The sequence below is a fragment of the Bradyrhizobium sp. AUGA SZCCT0160 genome (assembly GCF_018130105.1).
In the GTDB taxonomy this organism is placed as follows: Bacteria; Pseudomonadota; Alphaproteobacteria; order Rhizobiales; family Xanthobacteraceae; genus Bradyrhizobium.
The window spans coordinates 185,305-204,468 of sequence record NZ_JAFCMD010000014.1; the positions used below are offsets into that span (position 1 = coordinate 185,305).

At 62.7% G+C, this 19,164-nt stretch carries 16 protein-coding genes; 10 read left to right on the forward strand and 6 right to left on the reverse strand.

All coding sequences use genetic code 11. From position 1 onward, the window contains the following. Positions 1 to 44: 44 nt before the first annotated feature. Positions 45 to 548, reverse strand: a complete 504-nt coding sequence (locus JQ558_RS22600) for a hypothetical protein (protein ID WP_192737358.1) — start codon at positions 546 to 548, stop codon at positions 45 to 47. A 419-nt stretch (positions 549 to 967) separates the two neighbouring features. Here JQ558_RS22600 and JQ558_RS22605 point away from each other — a divergent pair, with 419 nt between their 5' ends. The 6 genes from JQ558_RS22605 to JQ558_RS22630 all read left to right on the forward strand — a co-directional run bounded on the left by JQ558_RS22605 (position 968) and on the right by JQ558_RS22630 (position 7,184). Continuing rightward, complete coding sequence (locus tag JQ558_RS22605; RefSeq protein WP_212205172.1) at positions 968 to 1,204, forward strand: hypothetical protein; 237 nt, start codon at positions 968 to 970, stop codon at positions 1,202 to 1,204. A 190-nt stretch (positions 1,205 to 1,394) separates the two neighbouring features. After that, positions 1,395 to 2,273: a squalene synthase HpnC gene (gene hpnC, locus JQ558_RS22610; RefSeq protein WP_212295158.1), complete on the forward strand. Its 879-nt coding sequence runs from the start codon at positions 1,395 to 1,397 to the stop codon at positions 2,271 to 2,273. Then, positions 2,270 to 3,109: a presqualene diphosphate synthase HpnD gene (gene hpnD, locus JQ558_RS22615; protein WP_212205185.1), complete on the forward strand. Its 840-nt coding sequence runs from the start codon at positions 2,270 to 2,272 to the stop codon at positions 3,107 to 3,109. Before hpnC ends, hpnD begins: the two co-directional genes overlap by 4 nt. Continuing rightward, the gene (hpnE, locus tag JQ558_RS22620) at positions 3,109 to 4,356 is read left to right on the forward strand and encodes a hydroxysqualene dehydroxylase HpnE (RefSeq protein ID WP_212273612.1); all 1,248 of its coding nucleotides are present in this window, start codon (positions 3,109 to 3,111) and stop codon (positions 4,354 to 4,356) included. Before hpnD ends, hpnE begins: the two co-directional genes overlap by 1 nt. 69 nt (positions 4,357 to 4,425) lie before the next feature. Further along, a complete protein-coding gene (gene shc, locus JQ558_RS22625; protein ID WP_212205190.1) occupies positions 4,426 to 6,423 on the forward strand; it encodes a squalene--hopene cyclase in 1,998 nt (665 codons plus the stop codon). A gap of 26 nt (positions 6,424 to 6,449) precedes the next feature. Next, positions 6,450 to 7,184, forward strand: coding sequence for a phosphorylase (locus JQ558_RS22630; RefSeq protein ID WP_312014675.1), 735 nt, complete (start codon positions 6,450 to 6,452; stop codon positions 7,182 to 7,184). A gap of 125 nt (positions 7,185 to 7,309) precedes the next feature. Here the strand turns inward: JQ558_RS22630 and hpnH are convergent, their stop codons facing one another. Both hpnH and ispH read right to left on the reverse strand, forming a co-directional pair. Next, entirely contained in the window at positions 7,310 to 8,467 is a 1,158-nt protein-coding gene (gene hpnH / locus JQ558_RS22635; RefSeq protein ID WP_212295160.1) for an adenosyl-hopene transferase HpnH, read from the reverse strand. A gap of 46 nt (positions 8,468 to 8,513) precedes the next feature. Further along, positions 8,514 to 9,440: a 4-hydroxy-3-methylbut-2-enyl diphosphate reductase gene (gene ispH / locus JQ558_RS22640; RefSeq protein ID WP_212033344.1), complete on the reverse strand. Its 927-nt coding sequence runs from the start codon at positions 9,438 to 9,440 to the stop codon at positions 8,514 to 8,516. Between the two features lie 445 nt (positions 9,441 to 9,885). On the opposite strand from ispH, the gene JQ558_RS22645 reads away from it, so the two are divergent. Continuing rightward, entirely contained in the window at positions 9,886 to 12,474 is a 2,589-nt protein-coding gene (locus JQ558_RS22645; RefSeq protein ID WP_212205201.1) for an MMPL family transporter, read from the forward strand. Here the strand turns inward: JQ558_RS22645 and JQ558_RS22650 are convergent. Further along, positions 12,442 to 13,137 carry a DUF2147 domain-containing protein gene (locus JQ558_RS22650; RefSeq protein WP_212295162.1) on the reverse strand — a complete coding sequence of 232 codons (696 nt, stop codon included), beginning with the start codon at positions 13,135 to 13,137 and terminating at the stop codon, positions 12,442 to 12,444. The two genes, JQ558_RS22645 and JQ558_RS22650, sit on opposite strands and share 33 nt — an antisense overlap. Positions 13,138 to 13,237: 100 nt before the next feature. Here JQ558_RS22650 and hpnO point away from each other — a divergent pair, with 100 nt between their 5' ends. Together hpnO and JQ558_RS22660 are read left to right on the forward strand one after the other, a co-directional pair. Then, positions 13,238 to 14,629: an aspartate aminotransferase family protein gene (hpnO, locus tag JQ558_RS22655; protein WP_212205211.1), complete on the forward strand. Its 1,392-nt coding sequence runs from the start codon at positions 13,238 to 13,240 to the stop codon at positions 14,627 to 14,629. Positions 14,630 to 14,771: 142 nt separating this feature from the next. Next, positions 14,772 to 15,176 (forward strand): GFA family protein, encoded by a 405-nt coding sequence (locus tag JQ558_RS22660; protein ID WP_212273608.1) that lies wholly within the window; start codon positions 14,772 to 14,774, stop codon positions 15,174 to 15,176. Positions 15,177 to 15,207: 31 nt separating this feature from the next. Here the strand turns inward: JQ558_RS22660 and JQ558_RS22665 are convergent, their stop codons facing one another. After that, positions 15,208 to 16,110 (reverse strand): alpha/beta fold hydrolase, encoded by a 903-nt coding sequence (locus tag JQ558_RS22665; RefSeq protein ID WP_212295164.1) that lies wholly within the window; start codon positions 16,108 to 16,110, stop codon positions 15,208 to 15,210. Next, complete coding sequence (locus JQ558_RS22670) at positions 16,107 to 17,729, reverse strand: GMC family oxidoreductase (RefSeq protein WP_212295166.1); 1,623 nt, start codon at positions 17,727 to 17,729, stop codon at positions 16,107 to 16,109. The genes JQ558_RS22665 and JQ558_RS22670 overlap by 4 nt, the downstream gene beginning before the upstream one ends. A 189-nt stretch (positions 17,730 to 17,918) precedes the next feature. Here JQ558_RS22670 and JQ558_RS22675 point away from each other — a divergent pair, with 189 nt between their 5' ends. Then, positions 17,919 to 19,091 (forward strand): M20 aminoacylase family protein, encoded by a 1,173-nt coding sequence (locus tag JQ558_RS22675; protein ID WP_212295168.1) that lies wholly within the window; start codon positions 17,919 to 17,921, stop codon positions 19,089 to 19,091. Positions 19,092 to 19,164: the final 73 nt, after the last annotated feature.

Below are 19,164 nucleotides of genomic sequence, written 5' to 3' on the forward strand. Positions count from 1 at the left end.
TCTGATCAGCAGAACCTGGCTCTTTTACCTAAGAGACCGCTCGATCAGGTCTTCGTCAGCGTGATGTTGACGCCGCGGATTTCGCCCTTGGAACTGATCTGCACGATCTGCTTGGTGCCGTTGGTCCGCAAGTTCAAATTGGCCGCAAATCCGGACGCCTCGACGAACACGTCGATCTGTCCGCCGCCCGCGGTGCCCTGCAGATTGCCGAAGATGTTGCGGCTCTTCTCACTCCAGTTGCCGGAGATGCGGTCACCCTGGCTGGTGACGTCGCTGGAGAGAACGAATTTGTAGCTGTCGCTGGCGCAGTTCAGGTTCTGCTTCAGGCCGAGCCCGTTGGCGTTGACCTTGTAGTCGGCCTTGCAACGGATGTTTTCGGTGGTGCCGTTGGACAGCGCGACCGTGCCTGCGCCGGCCCAATTTCCGTCAAAACCGGCAAACGGGCCTCCCGCCTGCGTGTAGCCTGCGGAGACTGACAACATCAGCGCGGCGCCAACGCCAACGGCCGTGAGAGCCTGACCAAACAGACTGGAACCAAACATTTTCATTGTGATTTTCCCATCAAAATAGACGCTCTTTCAAAGACACGTCTCGCCCACATCGAAGATTTAGTGTTCCCGCGATATGTTAGGTTCAAATGACAAAATGCCACTTGCGGCGATAGCGCCCCGAAAGGCGGCATTTTCACGCACGGAATCAAAAAATATCCGTTGAGCTTCGTTGGCAGCATCTAGCTTCGCGAGGGCCTGTCCGCAACAGCCAATCAAGAAGAAAGTTATGCCGTGAATAAACGTGATATATCAATTGGTTAATCGATAGGCACCAGCGCCGCAAATTTGGCCGCATTTACCAGCGCTTGTCGTCGGCTCATTGCTGCGCTACGCGGCGTCTTCAAACAAATCCGTCCCGGCGATGCCGAAACACGATTCGGGAACAGGATTTCTTGCTGCCGAAATGAAGGAATACGATGCGTAAACTTTTCCTGGCTCTCTCTTTATTGTCGATAGCGGTGTCATCGGATGCCTTCGCCCAGCAACAGCGCAGTGGAACGCCGGAAGAGCAAAAGGCTTGCGCCCGTGACGTGCAGCGCTTTTGCCGCGCCGTGATCGATCAGGGCGATTTCACCATCCTGGCCTGCCTGCAGCAAAATCGTCCGAAGATCACGGCGGCCTGCGACCAGGTGCTGAAAAGCCACGGGCAATAACCCCCGTCCGGATCGGTTAACCGTCGTACAAGGCCCGTTTCCGGCGTATTTGCCGGGAGCGGCGGCATGGGCTTGATGCCCCAGATAGCATTGGTTTTGGCGGCGTATTCCCCTATATGGGGCTCGCGATCCGTCGCATGCGCCTGATATCGGCGCGTGCCGCCATTTGGACCAATGTAGCCAGCTTTTGATGACCAGCGCGAGCGAACTGCGATCCGGAAAAACCCACCGTGACGAGAACTTTCCGGTCGCGTCGTGGATCATTCATCCGCGTCACCGGGCGCTGATTCTCAGCTTCTACAATTTCGTCAGGACGGCCGACGACATCGCCGATCACGCGACGCTGCCGGCGGACGAGAAGCTGAGGCTGCTCGACCTCCTTGAAGCGGAGTTGCTCGGCAGGGGCGACACCCAGAAGGAGGCGGTCAGCCTGCGCCGTGCGCTCGCCGCGCGCGAGATGCCACCGCGCCACGCGCTCGACGTGCTGATTGCGTTCCGGATGGACGTCACCAAGCTGCGTTACGAGAACTGGGACGACGTGATCCATTATTGCCGCTACTCGGCGATGCCGGTCGGCCGCTTCATGCTCGACGTCCACGGCGAGAGCACCTCGACCTGGGCTGCTTCCGATGCGCTGTGCGCCGGCCTGCAGATCAACAACCATCTGCAGGACTGCGCCAAGGATTTTCGCGACCTCAACCGCGTCTACCTGCCGCGCGACGCGCTCGCAGCCGCCGGTGCTACGGTCGAGATGCTGGGCGAGGCGAAGTCGCCGCCCGCTTTGCTGGAGTGCCTGCAGGCGCTGGCGGTGCGGACCGAGACCGTGCTCAACGAAAGCAAGTCGCTGGCGGCCGAAGTGAAGGATTTCCGCCTCGGCCTCGAGATCTCGGTGATCCAGGCCTTTGCCGACAAGATCGTAGGCCTGCTGAAGGTGCGCGATCCCCTCGCTGAGCGCGTGCATCTCAGTCCGCTCGAATTGCTGGCGCAAAGCCTCGGCGGTGTCGCCGGCGAGATTGCGCGTCGCGCGGTGGGCCGGCGGCCCGTGTCGAAACCGGCGGCCGGCGCATGACATCAGAGACGGCGGCGGCCAACGCGAGTTACGGCACCACCGCGTCCGGCAGTTCGTTCTATGCCGCGATGCGCATCCTGCCGCGCGACCAGCGCGAGGCGATGTTCCTGATCTACAGTTTCTGCCGGCAGGTCGACGACATCGCCGATTCCCACGAACCGCGGAGCGAACGGCTCGCCGGCCTCCAGCAATGGCGTGATGACATCGACGCGCTCTATCGGGGCCGTCCGCCGGCACGTCTGCAGGACTACGTCGCCCCGGTGCGGACCTTCGGTCTCAAGCGCGAGGATTTTCTGGCCGTCGTCGACGGCATGGAAATGGACGTGCCGCAGGACATCCGTGCGCCGGATTTCGCAACGCTCGACCTTTATTGCGACCGCGTCGCGAGCGCCGTCGGGCGTTTGTCGGTACGGGTGTTCGGCCTTCCGGAGAATGACGGCGTCGAGCTCGCGCATCATCTTGGCCGCGCGCTGCAATTGACCAACATCCTGCGCGACATCGATGAAGACGCCACCCTCGGCCGTCTGTATCTGCCGCGCGAAGCCCTGCTGCATGCCGGGATCACAAGCAACGACCCGCAGAGGGTGATCGTCGAACGCGCATTGCCGAAAGTCTGCCAGCCGCTGGCGGAACGGGCCAAGGCGTATTTCGAGAAAGCCGACGAGATCATGAAGCGCAATTCGCGGCGCAAGGTGCGTGCGCCCCGGATCATGTCGAAATATTACCGCGCCATCCTCGAGCTGTTGCTGGAGCGGGGCTTTGCCGCGCCGCGCGCGCCGGTCCGCGTCACCAAGATGGCCAAGATCGGCATCCTTCTCCGTTACGCGATCATCTGATGCAAAAAACCGCTCACATCATCGGCGCCGGCATTTCCGGCCTCTCCGCCGCCGTCCGCCTGGCGAACGCCAATTACAGGGTGTGCGTCCACGAGGCCACGCAAACGACCGGCGGCCGTTGCCGTTCCTATTTCGACGCCGCCACCAACTTGATGATCGACAATGGCAATCACCTGCTGTTGTCGGGCAACAGCCATGCGCTGGCCTATGCGCGCTCGATCGGCACCGAGGCGGGACTGGTCGGACCGAAGCGCGCGCAGTTTCCTTTCTGCGACGTCTCGACCGGCCAGCGCTGGCAGCTCGATCTCGGTGATGGCCGGCTGCCGCTGTGGGTGTTCGACGAGGCGCGACGGGTGCCCGACACGTCCTTGCGCGATTATCTCGCGCTGATGCCTCTGATCTGGGCAGGGGCGGACAAACTGGTCGGCAAGTCGATCCCCTGCGAGGGCACGCTGTACCAGCGGCTGGTGCAGCCATTGCTGTTGGCCGCGCTCAACGTCGATCCGCCGGAGGGTTCGGCGGGGCTCGCCGGCGCGATCGTCCGTGAAACGCTGCTCGCCGGCGGCCAGGCCTGCCGGCCGCTGATCGCCCGCGAGGGCTTAAGTTCGGTGCTGATCGAACCTGCGATCAAGCTGCTGCAGGACAAGGGCGCCAGCGTTCAGCTCGGGCATGAGCTGCGCGAATTCGCGATGAACGGCAGCCATGTCGGCGCACTGAAGTTCGGCGACGACGCGATTGCGCTGGCGCCTGACGATGTCGTGGTGCTCGCCGTTCCGCCGCGTCCCGCCGCGTCGTTGCTGCCGGGTCTCAAGACGCCGACGAAATTTCGCGCCATCGTCAATGCGCATTTCCGCTTCGATCCGCCAAGGGATGCGCCGCCGATCCTTGGCGTCGTCGGTGGATTGGTGGAATGGCTGTTTGCATTCCCGCAGCGCCTGTCGGTCACCATCAGCAATGGCGACCGTTTGGTCGATATGCCCCGTGAAGAACTCGCGCAGGCGATCTGGCGCGACGTCTGCAAGGCAGGTGGCGTGCAGGGCGAACTGCCCCCCTGGCAGATCGTGCGCGAACGCCGTGCTACATTCGAGGCGACGCCGGAGCAGAACGCGCTGCGGCCGGGCCCGGTCACCGCTTACAAAAACCTGTTTCTCGCCGGCGACTGGACTGATACGGGGTTGCCGGCAACCATCGAGGGATCGGTGCGGTCGGGTGACCGCGCGGCCGATCTGGTTCTGGCCAGAGCATGATGGCCTGACTGGATGAGCGCGTGACCGGATTTACGGTGCGCGATCGCGAACAGAGGGATGTCTGACGAAATGTCTTCCGTCGATCACAGCGTTGTTGCCGATCCCGTCGCGGCAGCCGACCCCATCGCGGCAGTCGATCCCGTCGCCCTGGAGAAATCGATCTCCTCGGCGACGCAGGCGCTGCTCGGCTATCGGCAATCCGACGGGCACTGGATATTCGAGCTGGAAGCCGACAGCACGATCCCGTCGGAATATGTGCTGCTGCGCCACTATCTCGCCGAGCCCGTCGATAGCGAACTCGAAGCCAAGATCGCCAACTATATCAGGCGCACGCAAGGCAATCATGGCGGCTGGCCGCTGGTGCAGGACGGTGCGTTCGACATGAGCGCCAGCGTGAAGTCCTACTTCGCGCTGAAGATGATCGGCGATTCCGTCGATGCGCCGCATATGGTGCGGGCGCGCGAGGCGATCCGTTCGCGCGGCGGGGCCGCCAAAGTCAACGTGTTCACTCGCTTCCTGCTGGCTTTCTACGGCGTGGTGACATGGCGCGCGGTACCGGTGCTGCCGATCGAGATCATGCTGCTGCCGATGTGGTCGCCGTTCCATATCAACAAGATCTCCTACTGGGCGCGCACCACGATCGTGCCGCTGATGGTGATGGCGGCGCTGAAGCCGCTGGCGAAGAATCCGAAAGGTGTCGGGATCGACGAATTGTTCCTGCAGGATCCGAAGTCGGTCGGCATGACGGCGAAGGCGCCGCATCAAAGCACGGGCTGGTTCCTGCTGTTTCGCAGCCTCGACGCCGTCCTGCGGGTCGTCGAACCGATGTTTCCGAAGAAGTTTCGTGCCCGCGCGATCGATGCGGCACTTGCCTTTATCGACGAGCGGTTGAACGGCGAAGACGGCATGGGCGCGATCTATCCGCCGATGGCCAACATCGTCATGATGTACGAGGCGCTCGGCAAGGGACCGGATTTTCCGCCGCGCGCGATCACCCGCAAAGGCATCGACAAGCTCCTGGTGATCGGCGAGCACGAGGCCTATTGCCAGCCGTGCGTGTCGCCGGTGTGGGACACGGCGCTCACCTGCCACGCACTGGCTGAGGCCGGCGGCGAAGAAACGCTCGCAAAAATGAAGCAGGGTCTCGACTGGCTGAAGCCGCTGCAGGTGCTCGACCTCAAGGGCGATTGGGCGGTGAAGGCGCCCGATGTGCGGCCGGGTGGCTGGGCGTTCCAGTACAACAATGCGCATTATCCCGATCTCGACGACACCGCTGTTGTCGTCATGGCCATGGACCGCACGCGTCGGCAGTCCGGAAGCAACGAGTATGATACCGCGATCGCGCGCGGCCGCGAGTGGATCGAGGGCATGCAGAGCCGCGATGGCGGCTGGGCTGCCTTCGACGTCAACAATCTCGAATATTATCTCAACAACATCCCGTTCTCCGACCACGGCGCGCTGCTCGATCCGCCGACCGAGGATGTCACCGCGCGCTGCGTCTCGATGCTGGCGCAACTCGGCGAAACCGCCGCAACCAGCAAGGCTGTTGCCGACGGCATCGACTATCTGCGCCGCACCCAACTTGCCGAAGGCTCGTGGTACGGTCGCTGGGGGCTGAATTACATCTACGGCACCTGGTCGGTGCTCTGTGCGCTAAATGTCGCAGGTGTCGACCATCAGGACCCAATGATTCGCAAGGCGGTCGATTGGCTGCTATCGATTCAGAATCAGGACGGCGGCTGGGGCGAAGATGCGGTCAGCTACCGGCTGGACTACAGGGGATTCGAGGCCGCACCATCGACCTCCTCGCAAACGGCATGGGCCTTGCTTGGATTGATGGCAGTGGGTGAAGTCGGGAACCCGGCAGTTGCGCGCGGTGTGGAGTACCTAAAAACCACACAGACCGAAAAAGGGCTGTGGGATGAGCCGCGCTACACGGCTACGGGGTTTCCGCGGGTGTTTTATTTGCGTTATCATGGCTACTCGAAGTTCTTTCCGCTCTGGGCGATGGCGCGGTATCGGAATTTGAGAAGCACCAACAGCAGGGTGGTAGGGGTCGGGATGTGACTTGGGGGGCGGGGGCCGCCGCGATCGTGGACAATTCGAGTGATCTCAATTCGGGTGATCTCAATCAAATTGATCCGCGGCCGGTTTTGATCGTTACAGGCTTGGTACAAGAGGCCCGCATTGCGGCCGGTCCAGGCATGATCGTGATCTGCAGCAGTAGCGATCCGCAGCAATTGCGCGCGCTGCTCGCAACACTGGATTCATCGACATTCAGGGGCGTCATCTCTTTCGGCGTCGCCGGCGGGCTCGATCCGTCGCTGAAGTCGGGCGATGTCGTGGTCGCGACCGAGGTTCTGGCCGGCGATACACGTTTTCTGGCCGGTCTGGCGCTCAACGAGGAAGTGATTGCCAGCGCCGCGCTGCGGCGGCGGCGCGTGATTCGCGGCGGTCTGGCCGGAGTGGAGCAGGTCATTGCGGCGACCGCCTGCAAGGCCGCGCTGCATTCGGAGACGGGGGCTGCGGCGGTCGACATGGAAAGCCATATCGCGGCGGCCTATGCGGCCAAGGCAGGCATTCCGTTCGCGGCACTGCGCGTCATCTCCGATCCTGCCAGCCGCGCGCTGCCGGCTTTGGCCAAGAGTGCGATCAAGCCGAACGGCGATATCGACCTGCGCAAGATACTGCGCGGCGTCGCGCGCAATCCGAGAACGCTGCGCGCGCTGGTGTCCACGGGCATCGATTTCAATCGTGCGCTGCGTTCGCTGCGCGGCTGCCGCGGCTTCATCTCCGGCGGCGAGGGGCTGGCCGCGGCCAACGCCTGACGACCGCTGAAATAGTCTGCTGCAACGAAAAATGCCGTCGCAACACGACGGCATTTTGTTTTGTGCTCTTTTGATTCTCAGCACTCACGCAACGCGGACAAGCCGCGTTGCACTCTCGGCAGGCTTCAAGCGGCCGTGGAGGCCTTCTGCTGCTTGGCGGCGGCGGCAGCCGCCTCGTCCTTGCGGATCTCCGACAGGCGCTTCTGCACTTCCGATGAGAAGATGTACTGCGCCGGACGCTGTTTATCGAGGTTGATCTCCGGCGCCATCGGACCTGATGTCCGGACGCCGCGCAGCGCCACCCACATCGCCTTCAACGGATTGACCAGCGCGGCATTGGCGGCGGTCGGCTCATAGCCGCAATGCGCCATGCAGTCGGCGCACTTCTCGTACTTGCCGGTGCCGTAGGTCTCCCAGTCGGTGGTCTCCATCAATTCCTTGAAGGTCTTGGTGTAGCCCTCGCCTAGCAGGTAGCAGGGCTTCTGCCAGCCGAAAATGTTGCGCGCCGGCATGCCCCACGGGGTGCATTCGTAGCTCTGGTTGCCGGCCAGGAAGTCGAGGAACAGGCCGGAATGCATGAAGTTCCACTTCTTGCCCTTGCCGAGGGCGAAGACGTCGCGGAACAGCTTCTTGGTCTTGGTGCGGTTGAGGAAGTGCTCCTGGTCCGGCGCACGCTCATAGGCGTAGCCCGGCGACATCGAGACACCGACACCGAGTTCGGTGGTGAAGTCGAGGAACTTGGCGATCTCTTCCGCCGCGTGCCCGTCGAAGATCGTGGCGTTGACGTTGACGGTGAAGCCGCGCGCCTTCGCAGCCTTGATCGCCGAAACCGCGCGGTCGAACACGCCCTTCTGCGACACCGCCTTGTCGTGGTGATCCTTCAGGCCGTCCAGATGCACCGAGAAGAACAAATAGGGCGAGGGCTCGAACAGATCGAGCTTCTTTTCCAGCAGCAGCGCGTTGGTGCAGAGCGAGACGAACTTCTTGCGCGCCACGAGGCCGCGCACGATTTCGCCGATCTCCTTGTGGATCAGCGGTTCGCCGCCGGGGATCGCCACCATCGGTGCGCCGCATTCATCGGCCGCGTCCCAGCACTCCTGCGCCGACATGCGGCGATTGAGGATCGCATCGGGATAGTCGATCTTGCCGCAGCCGACGCAGGCGAGGTTGCAGCGGAACAACGGTTCGAGCATCAGCACCAGCGGATAGCGCTTCCGGCCAAGCAGCTTCTGCTTGATCAGATAGCCGCCGATACGCAACTCCTTGAAGAATGGTATTGCCATTACAGGATTTCTTTCTGGACCTTAGTCGTCATAACTCGTGAATGGATCAGCCCGCAGTCAGTTCGGCTGGAAGCCGGAACTCGATATTTTCTTCCCTCCCAGGAAGCACCGACACCGTGACGGGTCCGATACGCCTCAAAGCCTCGATCACGTCGTCGACCAAAACTTCGGGCGCCGAGGCGCCCGCCGTAATGCCGACGGCTTTCGCATCCTTCAGCCAATCAGGGTTCAACTCGCTGCCATCGGCAATGAGATAACTCGCGACCCCGACCTCGGTGCCGATTTCGCGAAGCCTGTTTGAGTTGGAACTATTGGCGGCCCCCACCACCAAAATGACGTCCACCAGCTTGCTCAGGTCCCTTACCGCAGATTGGCGGTTCTGTGTCGCATAGCAGATATCCCGGATGTCGGGGCCTTGAATATCTGTAAAACGGGCCTGGAGGGCCGCAATTATGTCTTTTGTGTCGTCAACGCTGAGGGTGGTCTGGGTAATATAGGCCACCGGGGTGTCGACCGGGAGCGTCAGGGAGGCCACGTCGTCGACGTTCTGGACCAAAAGGACCGTCCCGGGAACCTGACCCATGGTTCCCTCGACCTCGGGGTGGCCGGCATGGCCGATCAGAATCAGGGCCCGGCCCTTCGACATATACCGTTTGCCCTGATTGTGGACTTTGGTGACGAGGGGGCAGGTGGCATTGAGGACGGGCAGGCCGCGGGCGGCAGCCTCCTCCTCGACGCTGCGGGCCACGCCATGGGCGCTGAACACGGTAACCGCGAGCGGGGGAACTTCCGACAGGTCCTCGACGAAGATCGCGCCCTTGTTCTTCAGGCTTTCGACCACGTATTTGTTATGCACGATCTCGTGACGGACATAGACCGGCGGACCGTATTTCTGCAGCGCGCGCTCGACGATCTCGATGGCACGCACGACGCCCGCGCAAAATCCGCGGGGCTGCGCAAGATATACTTCCATGGGACGCTCATTACCCAAGTTGCACCAAATTCATTCAAACGACTTCGTCCAGCCAGTCCTGCCGGGCCCGGCCGAACAAACTGCAATAACCGCACCACCGTTCCGGGGGTAATCCACCCAAGCACATGGAAGCACAGGGCTTTGTGTCAAAAAATTAGCATCTAGAAAAGCCGGAAGGCAAAAGGCCGTGTTCGGCTTGGGGTCGACCGAAGTATCATAATACCTGAATTAAGTGCCATACCTCACCGTTTCGTCACTTTCTTGCCCGCACTGGGCGTCTATATGGGGTTTCTCAATGCCATTTCGGCCCGTTTTGCCTTCTCTGAGCGGGCCTCTCTGACAGTAACCACAACAATCGATCGCCCGATGTAGATCGCCCCCGGGAACTCCGCTAGACAGCGGACGTTTTCGGCAAGCTCCCTATTAAGACTTAGAAAGAAATGATGTGCTGACCAGCCTGGTTGTCTCAATTGTTAGAACGTGCACGCGGTTTGCCACCCTCATCGTCGTCGTCTCGCTGCTCCTCGCGATTGGCGCGGGCTTCTATGCGGCTCGCAACTTCTCCATCAACACCGACATCAACACGCTGATTTCGCCCGACCTGGACTGGCGCAAGCGCGACAACCAGTTTGAGAAGGCGTTCGATCGCGAAAAGCTGATTTTGGCCGTCGTCGAGGCCCCGACCCCCGAACTCACCAGTGCCGCCGCCAAGGCGCTGGCCGACAAGCTTGCGGGCGATGCCAAGAATTTCGAATCGGTTCAGCCGCTCGGTTCCGGCGAGTTCTTCGAGAAGAACGGGCTGTTGTTCCTGCCCGTGGAGGAGGTCGGCAAGGTCGCCGGCCAGCTCGAAGCCGCCGCCCCGCTGATCGAAATCATGGCCGGTGATCCGTCGATCCGCGGTTTGACCGGCGCGCTGGAAACCGGCCTTGCCGGCATCAAGCGCGGCCAGGTCAAGCTCGACAACACGGAACGGCCCTTCAACCTGATCTCGCAGACCGTCGAGAACATCCTGAGCAAGGGAACGGCGACGTTCTCGTGGCGCGAACTCGTCAGCGACAAGCCGCTCGGCGATTCCGACAAGCGCGCCTTCATCGAGTTCAAGCCGAAGCTCGATTACAACGCGCTCGAGCCCGGCAAGGACGCCACGGACGCGATCCGGCAGGCGGCCAAGGAGCTGAATTTCGCGGGCGAGTATGGCGCGCGCGTGCGCCTGACCGGACCGGTTCCGATCGCCAATGAGGAATACGCCACCGTCCAGGATGGCGCGATCGTCAACGGCATCGGCACCGTCGTGATCGTGCTCGTGATCCTCTGGATGGCGCTGCATTCAGGCAAGATCATCTTCGCCGTGTTCGTGAACCTGTTCGTCGGCCTTGCCATCACCACCGCGGTCGGCCTGATGATGGTGGGTTCGCTCAATCTGCTGTCGGTCGCGTTCGCCGTGCTGTTCGTCGGCCTCGGCGTGGATTTCGGCATCCAGTTCAGCGTCCGCTACCGTTCGGAGCGCTTCAAGAACGATGATCTGGTGCTCGCGCTGGAGAGCGCGGCCCGCCGCTCGGCCGTCCCGCTGTCGCTCGCGGCGATGGCGACCGCCGCCGGTTTCCTGTGCTTCCTGCCGACCGACTACAAGGGCATTTCCGAACTCGGCAAGATCGCCGGCGCCGGCATGCTGGTGGCGTTCCTCACCAGCATCACGACGTTGCCGGCGCTGCTGACGCTGCTCAATCCTCCCGGTGAAAGCGAGCCGGTCGGCTATGCCTTCCTGGCGCCGGTCGACGACTTTCTCGAGCGGCATCGCGTCGTCATCATCGTCGGCACGATTTTGGTCTCGCTGGCCGGTCTGCCGCTGCTCTATTTCATGAAGTTCGACTTCAACCCGATCAATCTGCGCAACTCGCAGGTGGAGTCGATCGCGACCTTCCTCGACCTGCGCAAGGATCCGAACACCGGCGCCAACGCCATCAACGTGATGACGAATTCCGACGCCGACGCCAAGAAGATCGAGGCGAAGCTGGAGAAGGTACCGGAAGTGCTTCGCGTGATGTCGCTCGACAGTTTCGTGCCGGAGGATCAGCCGGCCAAACTGAAGCTGATCGCGCAGGCCGCCAAGGTGGTGGGCCCCGCGCTCAATCCGGATTCCGTCGATGCGGCGCCGACCGATGCCGAGAACGTCGAGGCGCTCAAGAGCTCGGTCGACAACCTGCGCAAGACCGCCGGCGACGGCAAAGGCCCGGGCGCGGTCGCGGCACGGCGGCTGGCCGATGCGCTGGCGAAGCTGGCCGAATCAACGCAAGCGGTCCGCGACAAGGCGCAGAGTGTTTTCGTCATCCCGCTCAAGATAACCTTCGACCAACTCAAGAACACGATGCAGGCCCAGCCGGTCACGTTGAAGACGTTGCCGCCCGAACTCGTGAGCAGCTGGAAGACCAAGGACGGCCTGATGCGCGTCGAGGCGCTGCCGAAGGGTGATCCGAACGACAATGAAGTCCTGCGCAAGTTTGCCGATGCGGTTCTCGCCGCCGAGCCGACTGCGATCGGCGGACCGGTCTCGATTCTCAAATCCGGCGATACCGTCGTCAAGGCATTCATCCACGCCGGCATCTGGGCGCTGATCGTGATCAGCGTGCTGCTCTGGCTGGCGCTGCGGCGGGTCACCGACGTGCTGCTGACGCTGGTGCCGCTGCTGGTGGCCGGCGCGGTGACGATGGAGATCTGCGTGCTGATCGGGCTGCCGCTCAATTTCGCCAACATCGTCGCGTGGCCGCTGATGCTCGGCATCGGCGTCGCCTTCAAGATCTACTACGTGACGGCATGGCGCTCGGGCAGAACCAACCTGCTGCAGACCAGCCTGACGCGCGCGATCTTCTTCAGCGCGCTGACGACCGCCACGGCTTTCGGAAGCCTGTGGCTATCCAGTCATCCCGGCACCGCCAGCATGGGTAAATTGCTGGCGCTGTCGCTCATCACCACGCTGGCGGCGGTGCTGCTGTTTCAGCCTGCGCTAATGGGCAAACCGCGCGATATCGGGGAGTAGGCAGATATCGCCGACGGTATCGGCGGCCGCCTGCTTCTGGCCGGCAACGGACTTTTGACCCGGCGCCGGGTTCACGGCACCGGTGGTCTTCGGCGCGGCGGTTGCCGCCGGCGAGCCGGGCGCGGGCGTCAGACCCGGCGCCGTCGCCGAGGCGCCAGCCTTCGGTGCGCCTGCCGGATTTTTCGGCGCGCCGCCTTTGGCCATGCTGTTGCTGGGGCTTGAGGGAATCGGCGGCCCGACGCGGGTCCAGGTCTCGCCGCCGCACAGGAAGCCGAGCACGCAGCCCTGAATCTCGAGCTGGTCGGTTCCAATCGGCTTGATGGTCGAGCTGTAAGATTGTCCGTCCTTGGCGTTGTAGACTTGGCCTTCCCACGCATCGACGCCGGGTTTCTTCTTCATGTTGATCAGGATCGGCATGCCGAGTGTCGGTCGGCTCTGCTTTGAGGCATCCGGATTATTCGCATCGCGGCCACCCGGCGTCTTCTCCCAGGCGACGGCACCCCACATGTTGCCGTTACATTGTGCTACGCGAATGTTGGCGACGCCGTCGGCCACTTTCCAATCGCCTGTGGGGTCGGCGGCCAGTGCGGAAGTAACACCTGTGGCAAAAAAGAATCCGGAAAAAACTATTCTGCGCGCGACAGTTCTTGGGCAGTGCAACATGGTTCGAACCTATGCTTATGTAGATTGTCCGAGAGGGGTCAAAACGCCGCATTGGGCGTTTTCAGTTGACGAAATGGCCATCAACCGACGTATGTAGCGAATGCTAAGTTCAAATCTAGACGTTTCCGAGATGTTTGTGGAGCGCCAGGCGCAGCGCAGTTCCATGCATTCGCGCCATTTGAACGAGCAGCTCGTCCGCGTGCTCAAGACCATTGGCTATGATGTCGGCTTTCAGAAGGGTCAAGGTCAATACCTGTTCGATCGTGACGGGGCCCGCTATCTCGATCTACTGAGCGGATTTGGCGTTTTTGCGATTGGCCGCAACCATCCGGCGTTGCGCCATGCGCTGAAAAGCGTGCTCGACGCCGATTTTCCGAATCTGGTGCAGCTCGACGTCTCGACGCTGGCCGGGGTGCTGGCCGAACGTCTGTTCGAACATGTTCCATATCTGGACAAGGTGTTTTTCGCCAATTCCGGCGCCGAAACCGTCGAGGCGGCGATCAAATTCGCCCGTGGCGCCACCGGGCGGCCCGGCATTGTCTCCTGTTCCCATTCCTTTCACGGATTGTCTTACGGCGCCTTGTCGCTGATGGATGATTCGAATTTCCGCAGCGGCTTCGAACCGCTGTTGCCGGGATGCACCCAAGTTCCGTTCAATGATCTCGCCGCCCTCGAACAGGCGCTGTCGTCGCGTCAGGTCGCCGCCTTCATCGTCGAGCCGATTCAGGGCAAGGGTGTCAACCTGCCCACCGACGAGTTTCTGCCGGGCGCGCTTGCGCTGTGCCGCAAGTACGGCACGCTGTTCATTGCCGATGAAATCCAGACCGGGATCGGTCGCACCGGCAAGTTTTTGGCGGTCGAACACTGGAACGTCGAACCCGACATGGTGCTGCTGGCGAAGGCGCTGTCCGGCGGTCATGTGCCGGTCGGCGCGCTGCTGACGCGCAAGAGCATCTTCGACAAGATCTTCAATCAAATGGACCGCGCGGTCGTGCACGGCTCGACCTTTGCAAAGAACGATCTGGCGATGGCGGCCGGTATCGCCACGCTCGAAGTGATGAAGGCGGAAAAGCTGGTCGAGCAGGCCGCCAAGCGTGGCGCCGAACTTCGGCTCGCGCTGACGCGCATGGTGCCCGGCTACGAATTGCTAAAGGAAGTGCGCGGCAAGGGACTGATGATCGGTATCGAATTCGGTCCGCCGAAATCGCTGCGGCTGAAAGCTTCCTGGAACGTGCTCGAGACCGCCAACAAGGGCCTGTTCTGCCAGCTCATCACGGTGCCGTTGTTCAAGGATCACAAGATCCTGACCCAGGTCTCCGGCCATGGCAGCCACACCATCAAGCTGCTGCCACCTCTTGTCATAACTGAAGAAGACTGCAGCTGGATCGAAAAGGCGTTCGACAACGTGATCGCCGCCAGCCACAAGGTGCCCGGCGCGATCTGGTCGCTCGGCAAGACTCTGGTCGACAACGCCGTGCGGAAGTCGGCGTAGCACCAACGCGCAACACACAATTGTCATCGAGCAAGCGGAAGATTGCTTCTCAATTCCGCGCGGCGCGCATGCGTTTATGCCGCAGTTTCGGCCGATCCGCGCCATAGTATTCTCATCGCGGCAAATCACCAGGAGACGACCGATGCGCATTACCGGCGGCTGTCATTGCGGCGCGATCCGCTATCAGGTGGAAGGCGATCTGATCGTGCATGCGTTGTGCCATTGCGCGGATTGCCGGCGGCACGCCGGCGCGCCGATGGTCGGCTGGGCAATGTACGCCGAAGACGCGGTCAAGGTGACGCAGGGTGAACCCAAGGTCTACGCGTCTTCCGAACACGGCAGGCGGCATTTTTGCGCCAATTGCGGCACCGGGCTGTTCTACGTCAATGCGAACCTGCTGCCCGGGATCATCGACGTGCAAAGCGGCACCTATGACGATCCGGATGCCGTTCCTGTCATGGCGCACATCCAGGTCGCCGAGCGTATCGGCTGGATGGAGAAGGCGCACGAACTGCCATCGTTCGAACGATATCCTCCGCAGGCCTAGAGGCGGACAAGCGACAGGTTGAGGTCGCCCGCTACCCGTCTTGTCCTTCGAAGGCCGACAATGCCCGGAGCACGAGTTCGGGCGCTTCCTGCGCCACGCTGTGACCGGCGCCGTCGAACGTCCATTGGCTTGCGGCGGGAAGCAGCGCGAACGCGCGTGACGCCATCTCCCGGTAGATGGACCAGGACTGCTCGGTGACGGCCACGCGCACCGGGCATTCGATCTCGGACAGCCACGCGAACGGATTGCCGCGCGCATCGCCCGCGTAAACCTGCTCCATCGCTTCCATGATCGGAAGCAGCACGGCCGATTCAATTTCAGGCGTGCAAAGCAGCCGGACCCGGCCATCGTCTTGCTGCGCGAAGCCGTGCTGGATGTAGGCCCGCAGCGAATTCTCCGTCCATTTTGCAAAGGCCGGCGCGGCACGGTAACGCGCGAGCGCGGCGTCCGCGCTTTCGAACTCGGCCTGTCGGCGCCGCGCGCCGTGCACGGCGCTTTTGCCGAAATCGCTCAAGCCATCCGGTCGAGCCGCCCGCGGATCCATCACCGTCGGCTCCATCGCGAACAGCCGTGCAAAGCGCGCAGGCATCAGTTTCGCCGCCAAGAGCAGATCGGTCGCGCCGGCGCTGTGTCCGATGCCGTAGATATCGGTGAGGTCGAGCGCCTCGACGACGCGGCACACATCCTCGGCAAAATCCTGGAAGTGATAGCGGTTGGCCGCAGGCTTGTGGCTGTCGCCATGGCCGCGGCGGTCGAGCGCATAGACGGTGTAGTCCTGCGCGAGCTCGCGGGCAACGTCGTCCCAGACCTCGGCGACGAAGCCGGTGCCGTGCAATAGAAGCGCAGGCGGCTTACCCCGATCCTCCGCACCCCATCGCGCCAGCGCGATGCGCGACTCAATATCGCCGACCGAAATCCGAACCGGGCTCGTCAAGCGCGCGCATCCTGCAAAATCATCGTCGCCCCCTTTTCCGCGATCATCGCCGTCGGCGTATTCGTATTGCCTGACGTGATCGTCGGCATCACCGAGGCGTCGGCGACGCGCAAGGCGGCGATGCCGTGAAAGCGCAGGCGTTCGTCGACGACGGAACTGGCATCGGAAGCCGAGCCCATCTTCGCGGTGCCGACGGGATGGAAGATCGTGGTGCCGATATCGCCGGCGGCCTTTGCCAGCGACGCATCGTCGTCGCCCACTGAAGGACCGGGCAGATATTCCTGCGGCTTGAACCGCGCCAGCGCCTGCTGCTTCATCAGCCGCCGCGTGGTGCGGATGGCGTCGGCGGCGACCTGCCGGTCTTCATCGGTCGACAGATAGTTCGGCGCGATCGCGGGCGCCTTGTCGGCTTCTGCGGTGCGGATGCGCACGGTGCCGCGCGAGGTCGGCCGCAGATTGCAGGCGCTGACTGTGATGGCGGGGAAGCGGTGCAGCGGATCGCCGAATTTATCGAGCGACAGCGGCTGCACGTGGAACTGGATGTTGGCGCGCTCGCGATGCGGATCGGAGCGCGTGAAGATGCCGAGCTGCGACGGCGCCATGGTCAACGGACCGCGGCGGCGGAACGCGTAGTCGAGCCCCATCAGGCCGCGCCGGAACAGATTGTAATAGGTCTCGTTCAGGGTACGGACGCCCTCGACCTTGTAGATCGCGCGCTGCTGCAGATGGTCCTGCAGGTTGCGGCCGACGCCCTGACGATCGAGCGTGACGTCGATGCCAAGCGGCGACAGCCAGTCGGTGGGGCCAATGCCGGAACGGTGCAACACCTGCGTCGATCCGATGGCGCCGGCGCAGAGAATGACTTCGCCCTTGGTGCGGGCTTCGACGAGCTCGTTGCCCCGATAGAAGCGCACGCCGACGGCGCGGCCGTTCTCGAGAATCAGCCGGTCGACCAGCACGTTCTTTTCCAGCCGCAGATTCTGGCGGTTCAAGACGGGTTTCAGAAAGCCTCGCGCGGAAGACCAGCGGCGGCCGCGCTTCTGGTTGACGTGGAAATAGCTGATGCCTTCATTGTCACCGGTGTTGAAATCGGGGATGCGGCGGATGCCCATCTGTTCGGCGGCGTCGCCGACCGCATCCAGCACGGCCCAGGACAGCCGCGGCGCTTCGATGCGCCAGCCGCCGCCCGCGCCATGATGTTCGCTCTTGCCGAGGAAATGATCTTCGAGCGCCAGGAAGTGCGGCAGCACGTCGTCATAGCCCCAGCCGGTGAGGCCGAGCTGGCGCCAGTGATCGTAATCGGCGGCCTGGCCCCGCATCGAGATCATGGCGTTGATCGCCGACGAGCCGCCGATCACCTTGCCGCGGGGATAGGCCAGCGCGCGGCCGTTGAGGCCAGGCTCCGGCTCGGTCTTGAACATCCAGTCGGAGCGGGGATTGCCGATCGCAAAGAGGTAGCCGACCGGAATGTGAAACCAGATCCAGTTGTCGTTGCCGCCGGCCTCCAGGATCAGCACGCGATTGCCGGGATCGGCCGACAGCCGGTTGGCCATGATGCAGCCGGCCGTGCCCGCGCCGACGACGATGTAGTCGAAATCACCTTCAAGCCTGCCCGGCATCTTCTTTGGTTTCCGCCCATCCACGTTTTCTGAGACTTATTAGTCAGACGTGGATGGCCGGGACAAGCCCGCCATGACGACTTTGGCAGGCTTCCGGGTGGATGGAGCCTCTGCGGCCGGGCCTGTTGGGTGGTTCGCCTCTTGCATGCTACAGAGCCACAAGCGTTCAACCAGAAAACGATCAGTTCCATGCCCATTGTCAACCGCGTCGCCGATCTGCAACCCGATATCCAGGCCTGGCGTCGCGATATCCATCAACACCCGGAGCTGTTGTACGAGGTGCACCGCACGGCGGCGCTGGTGGCGGATCGGTTGCGGGAATTCGGTTGCGACGAGGTGGTCACCGGTCTTGGCCGCACCGGCGTGGTCGGCGTCATCAAGGGCAACAGACCCGCCGGCAAGGGTGAGGTGAAGGTGATCGGGCTGCGCGCCGACATGGATGCGCTGCCGATCGAGGAAGCGACCAACCTGCCTTATGCTTCGAAGAATCCGGGCCTGATGCACGCCTGCGGCCATGACGGCCACACCGCCATGCTGCTCGGGGCGGCGCGCTATCTCGCCGAGACACGCAATTTCGCCGGCGATGCTGTCGTGATCTTCCAGCCGGCGGAAGAGGGCGGCGCGGGGGCCGTCGCGATGATCGAGGACGGGCTGATGGACCGTTTCGGCATCGAGCAGGTCTACGGCATGCACAACGGGCCGGGCATTCCGGTCGGCAGCTTCGCCATTCGCCCCGGTCCGATCATGGCCGGAGGTGACGCCGTTGCCATCCGGATCGAGGGCCACGGCGGGCACGCCGCGCGTCCGCACAAATGCATCGATTCCGTGCTGGTCGGCGCGCAACTGATCAATGCGCTGCAGTCGATCGTGTCGCGCAGCGTCGATCCCCTGGAATCGGCCGTGATTTCGATTTGCGAATTCCACGCCGGCCATGCCCGCAACGTGATTCCGCAAACCGCTGAACTGGCAGGCACCGTCCGGACCCTGAACGCTGAGGTGCGGAAACTGGTGGAAAAGCGCGTGCGCGAGGTCGTCGCAGGGGTGGCGCAGATCACGGGCGCGAAGATCGACCTGACCTACAACCGCGGCTACCCGGTGACGGTCAACCATATCCCGCAGACCGACGTCGCCGTCCGGGCCGCCAAGGAAATCGCTGGCGACGCCAATGTGAACGAGATGCCGCCGCTGATGGCCGGCGAGGATTTCGCCTTCATGCTGGAACAGCGGCCAGGTGCGCTGATCTTTTGCGGCAACGGCGACAGCGCGGGGCTGCATCACCCCGAATACAATTTCAACGACGAGGCCCTCGTATTCGGCACGTCATACTGGATCAAGCTGGTCGAGAACACTCTGGCGGCGTGAGGCCCGCTCCCTCTGGTGCTCCTGTTTCCGAGCTGCACCGCAACAATGGCGGCCATGCCTGAAGACTGCCGGC

Bases quoted from the DNA above. Each gene is read 5' to 3' on its own strand.
- JQ558_RS22600 (WP_192737358.1), bottom strand. From the start codon at position 548: ATGAAAATGTTTGGTTCCAGTCTGTTTGGTCAGGCTCTCACGGCCGTT.
- JQ558_RS22605 (WP_212205172.1), top strand. From the start codon at position 968: ATGCGTAAACTTTTCCTGGCTCTCTCTTTATTGTCGATAGCGGTGTCA.
- hpnC (WP_212295158.1), top strand. From the start codon at position 1,395: ATGACCAGCGCGAGCGAACTGCGATCCGGAAAAACCCACCGTGACGAG.
- hpnD (WP_212205185.1), top strand. From the start codon at position 2,270: ATGACATCAGAGACGGCGGCGGCCAACGCGAGTTACGGCACCACCGCG.
- hpnE (WP_212273612.1), top strand. From the start codon at position 3,109: ATGCAAAAAACCGCTCACATCATCGGCGCCGGCATTTCCGGCCTCTCC.
- shc (WP_212205190.1), top strand. From the start codon at position 4,426: ATGTCTTCCGTCGATCACAGCGTTGTTGCCGATCCCGTCGCGGCAGCC.
- hpnH (WP_212295160.1), bottom strand. From the start codon at position 8,467: ATGGCAATACCATTCTTCAAGGAGTTGCGTATCGGCGGCTATCTGATC.
- ispH (WP_212033344.1), bottom strand. From the start codon at position 9,440: ATGGAAGTATATCTTGCGCAGCCCCGCGGATTTTGCGCGGGCGTCGTG.
- JQ558_RS22650 (WP_212295162.1), bottom strand. From the start codon at position 13,137: ATGTTGCACTGCCCAAGAACTGTCGCGCGCAGAATAGTTTTTTCCGGA.
- hpnO (WP_212205211.1), top strand. From the start codon at position 13,238: ATGCTAAGTTCAAATCTAGACGTTTCCGAGATGTTTGTGGAGCGCCAG.
- JQ558_RS22660 (WP_212273608.1), top strand. From the start codon at position 14,772: ATGCGCATTACCGGCGGCTGTCATTGCGGCGCGATCCGCTATCAGGTG.
- JQ558_RS22670 (WP_212295166.1), bottom strand. From the start codon at position 17,729: ATGCCGGGCAGGCTTGAAGGTGATTTCGACTACATCGTCGTCGGCGCG.
- JQ558_RS22675 (WP_212295168.1), top strand. From the start codon at position 17,919: ATGCCCATTGTCAACCGCGTCGCCGATCTGCAACCCGATATCCAGGCC.